The 3,516-nt window shown below is 44.6% G+C and carries 2 protein-coding genes; both read left to right on the forward strand.

All coding sequences use genetic code 11. The features are described 5' to 3' along the window. Positions 1 to 506: 506 nt before the first annotated feature. Complete coding sequence (locus PN470_RS06745) at positions 507 to 1,190, forward strand: PHP domain-containing protein (protein WP_002734587.1); 684 nt, start codon at positions 507 to 509, stop codon at positions 1,188 to 1,190. A gap of 222 nt (positions 1,191 to 1,412) precedes the next feature. Further along, positions 1,413 to 3,311 carry an NAD(P)H-quinone oxidoreductase subunit F gene (locus PN470_RS06750; protein WP_002734668.1) on the forward strand — a complete coding sequence of 633 codons (1,899 nt, stop codon included), beginning with the start codon at positions 1,413 to 1,415 and terminating at the stop codon, positions 3,309 to 3,311. Positions 3,312 to 3,516 lie beyond the last annotated feature (205 nt).

The raw sequence follows: 3,516 nt of genomic DNA on the forward strand, positions 1-3,516 counted from the left end.
CCTTAAATATTGGAAGAAAGGTAGTCGGAGAGGCCGCCTTTAGCGGGAATCCGATAGAGAGGTTCGTAGTTAACCCAGTACGGGTCAAAGCGTACAAAGCTAATTCTAGATGCAATATTTGCGTACAGAATTAGTAACTATAAGCTGTCAGTGTATCTAAGTTACTCGTCAAGACTGTCTATGAGAAGGGAGCGGGGAGAGGGAGCCAGAACATTTATACTAAAAAGCTTAGTACATCTGGCTTGCTGAATAAATCTGAAATATCGACGAATTAAGGGTTTTAGGGTCTTGTTTCGCGAAACAGGTGCGAGATTTTGAGTCCTGTAGGGGCAGCGATAACCGATAATCAGCGCGGAGACAGAAGAAGGCTCCGATTCCCGCTTAATATTCATTGACGAACAGTCTCTAACGGTGTTACCGGTAACAGCAGCTACCCAATTTTTCTTGATATTTGCTATGCTGATTCTTAACAATTTGTAATCTTTGGGAAAGTTCCTCAATACTGCATGGTCGTTTCTGCTACAATCCCACCCCTAGCTCAAGATACCCTCGCCCTGAAAGCGGTGTGGGCAAATATTGGCTATGATAGTTGTCCCCACCATTACAATTTCCATCTTCATACCCATTGTTCCGATGGTCAAATGAGTCCCCAAGGCTTGATGAGACAAGCGTTAGATATCGGACTAAAAGGATTAGCAATTACCGATCATCACTCGATCGAAGGTTATCGACAAGCCCAAATTTGGCTAGAAAATCAGCATTTAAAGAGTTCTCTACCCCATCTCTGGACAGGGGTAGAAATTACGGCGAATCTCTTAGAGACAGAAGTGCATATTCTTGGCTATGGTTTCGATCCCGCTCATGCCGTCTTGACTCCCTATCTGCAAAGAACCAAACCGGAAGGAGATCTGGCTTTAGCCTCTAGAGTCATTAAAAGTTTACAGCAAGCGGGGGCTTTAGTAGTTCTCGCCCATCCCTTTCGTTACCATCGCCCCGCAGCCGATTTAGTGGCGGCGGCGGTAGAATTGGGTATTGATGGTATTGAGGCTTTTTATGCCTATGGCAATCCCAAACCTTGGCTACCCAGTCAACCGGAAACCGAACAAGCGCTCGCTCTGAGTCGTCAATATCAATTATTTGCCACCTGTAGCACCGATTCCCACGGTAAATCTTTATTACAGCGCATTTAGCCTGATCGCAGGATTAAAGGTAAAATACCTAAATTGACTAAACTCGACCCCTTCTTGATCGAGTGTTGGTTTTTTATGGCCGTTGATCAGTGATCAGTAATCAGTAACCAGTAACCGGTGAAAGAGCCTAAATTTGTTGAAAATTGAAAACCTAAACCTGATAACTTAAAACTTAAACCTGATCACTGATAACTGATAACTGATAACTGAATAACCCCCTGAATGAAAGATTTATTCCTATACACTTGCTGGTTAATTCCCATTTATGGCTTAATTGGTTCGATTTTAACCTTGCCTTGGTCTTTAGGCATTATTAGTCGCACCGGTCCGCGGCCAGCCGCTTATATTAACCTATTGATGACCGTCTTAGGATTAATACACGGATCGATCGCCTTTAACCAAATTTGGCATCGAGAGACGATTAAACTGGCTTTTGAATGGGTAAAAGTGGCCGATCTTAGTTTATCTCTTTCGATCGAACTTTCTCCCGTCAGTTTGGGGACGTTGGAACTGATTACCCTCATCAGTCTCTTGGCCCAAATCTATGCTCTTGGCTACATGGAAAAGGATTGGTCTTTGGCGAGATTTTATGGCTTAATGGGCTTTTTTGAGGCAGCTTTGGGGGGAATTGCCCTCAGTGACTCCCTACTATTCAGTTACGCTTTCCTAGAGATGTTAACGGTCTCTACCTATCTCCTCGTCGGTTTTTGGTATGCTCAACCTTTGGTCGTAACCGCGGCCCGAGATGCCTTTTTAACCAAGCGCGTCGGCGATATTATTTTATTGATGGGTTTGGTGGCTCTGTCCAGTTACGGAGAGGGATTAAGTTTTTCTCAGTTAGAAAATTGGGCAGTAAATAACCCTGTACCACCTCTGACGGCGACTTTGTTAGGATTAGCCCTTATTGCTGGTCCAACGGGTAAATGCGCCCAATTTCCCCTGAATTTGTGGCTAGATGAGGCGATGGAGGGACCAAATCCAGCCGGAATCATGCGGAATTCGATCGTGGTTTCAGCCGGGGCCTATGTTTTAATTAAGCTGCAGCCAGTATTTACCCTATCTCCGATCGCGGCCAATGTTTTAATAGTGTTGGGGACAATGACGGCAATTGGTACTTCTCTGATGGCCTTATCCCAAATTGATATTAAACGGGTTTTATGCCACTCCACCAGTGCCTATCTCGGTTTGGTCTTTATTGCGGTGGGATTAGGTCATGTGGATATCGCTTTACTAATTTTATTCTCCCATGCGGTGGCAAAAGCTTTATTGTTTATGAGCGCAGGAGCCTTAATTCTCACCACCAGTAACCAAAATATCACGGAAATGGGCGGAATTTGGGCAAGAATGCCCGCCACGACCACGGCTTTTTTAGGAGGTTCCGCGGGGATGACGGTTTTAATGCCCCTGGGGATGTTTTGGACGTTAAAACGGTGGTTAGGTGGCGAATGGGCGATTCCTTGGTGGTTATTAGCGGTTTTAATCTTTGTTAATTGTCTTAGCATTATCAATCTTACTCGGGTCTTTCGTTTAGTCTTTTTGGGACAAACCCAAAGTAAAACCCATCGCACCCCGGAAGTGGCTTGGCCGATGGCTTTGCCCATGGTAGCATTGATTTTAATCGTTTTATTGGCCCCGATTATTCCCCTACGTTGGGATTTTTGGCTATCTTTCACCAATCCTCTCGTTAATAACCAGAGTTTCACTATTGTCTGGGGTTTTCCCTTATTGATGGCCTCTGGAGTAATTGGCCTAGTCATCGGGTTAATGGTAGAGTTAAGACGAGCTTGGGCGAGACCAACCGGGTTAATCCTGCGATTCCTGCAAGATTTGTTCGCTTATGACTTCTATCTTGATCGCATCTATCAGTTTACCGTGGTTTTAGCGGTGGGCAGCTTGTCCAAAATTACCGCTTGGCTCGATCGTTATATTATTGATGGTCTGGTTAATTTAGTCAGTTTAGCGACGATTTTTAGCGGCAGTGCCTTAAAATATAATGTTTCCGGTCAATCGCAATTTTATGTCTTGACTATTCTTTTCGGAATAGGGGGATTAATCTGGCTCTTATTAAACGGTCAATGGTCACTGATAACTAATTATTGGTCATCCCTTTTGACTCATTGAACCTCTGTGTATTGGTCCCTAGTCTCCCGGCAGCTGACTAGGGAAGGAAAGCAGGGTGATGAACTTGACATCCTCGCCGCCCTAAAAGTGCGGCGATTCCTAAACCTCACGATTTAAGTTTCTGCTTCCACCACCGTCGCATACCACAGTTAAAAAACCATGTACTGTCTTACACAGAGTCCACAGACTTTCGCCCCATTTCAGA

Origin of the sequence: Microcystis sp. CS-574 (assembly GCF_028329095.1) — a bacterium.
In the GTDB taxonomy this organism is placed as follows: domain Bacteria; phylum Cyanobacteriota; class Cyanobacteriia; order Cyanobacteriales; family Microcystaceae; genus Microcystis; species Microcystis ichthyoblabe_A.

Excerpts from the sequence above, each read along its gene's own strand:
- PN470_RS06750 (WP_002734668.1), top strand. The coding sequence starts at position 1,413 with ATGAAAGATTTATTCCTATACACTTGCTGGTTAATTCCCATTTATGGC.
- PN470_RS06745 (WP_002734587.1), top strand. The coding sequence starts at position 507 with ATGGTCGTTTCTGCTACAATCCCACCCCTAGCTCAAGATACCCTCGCC.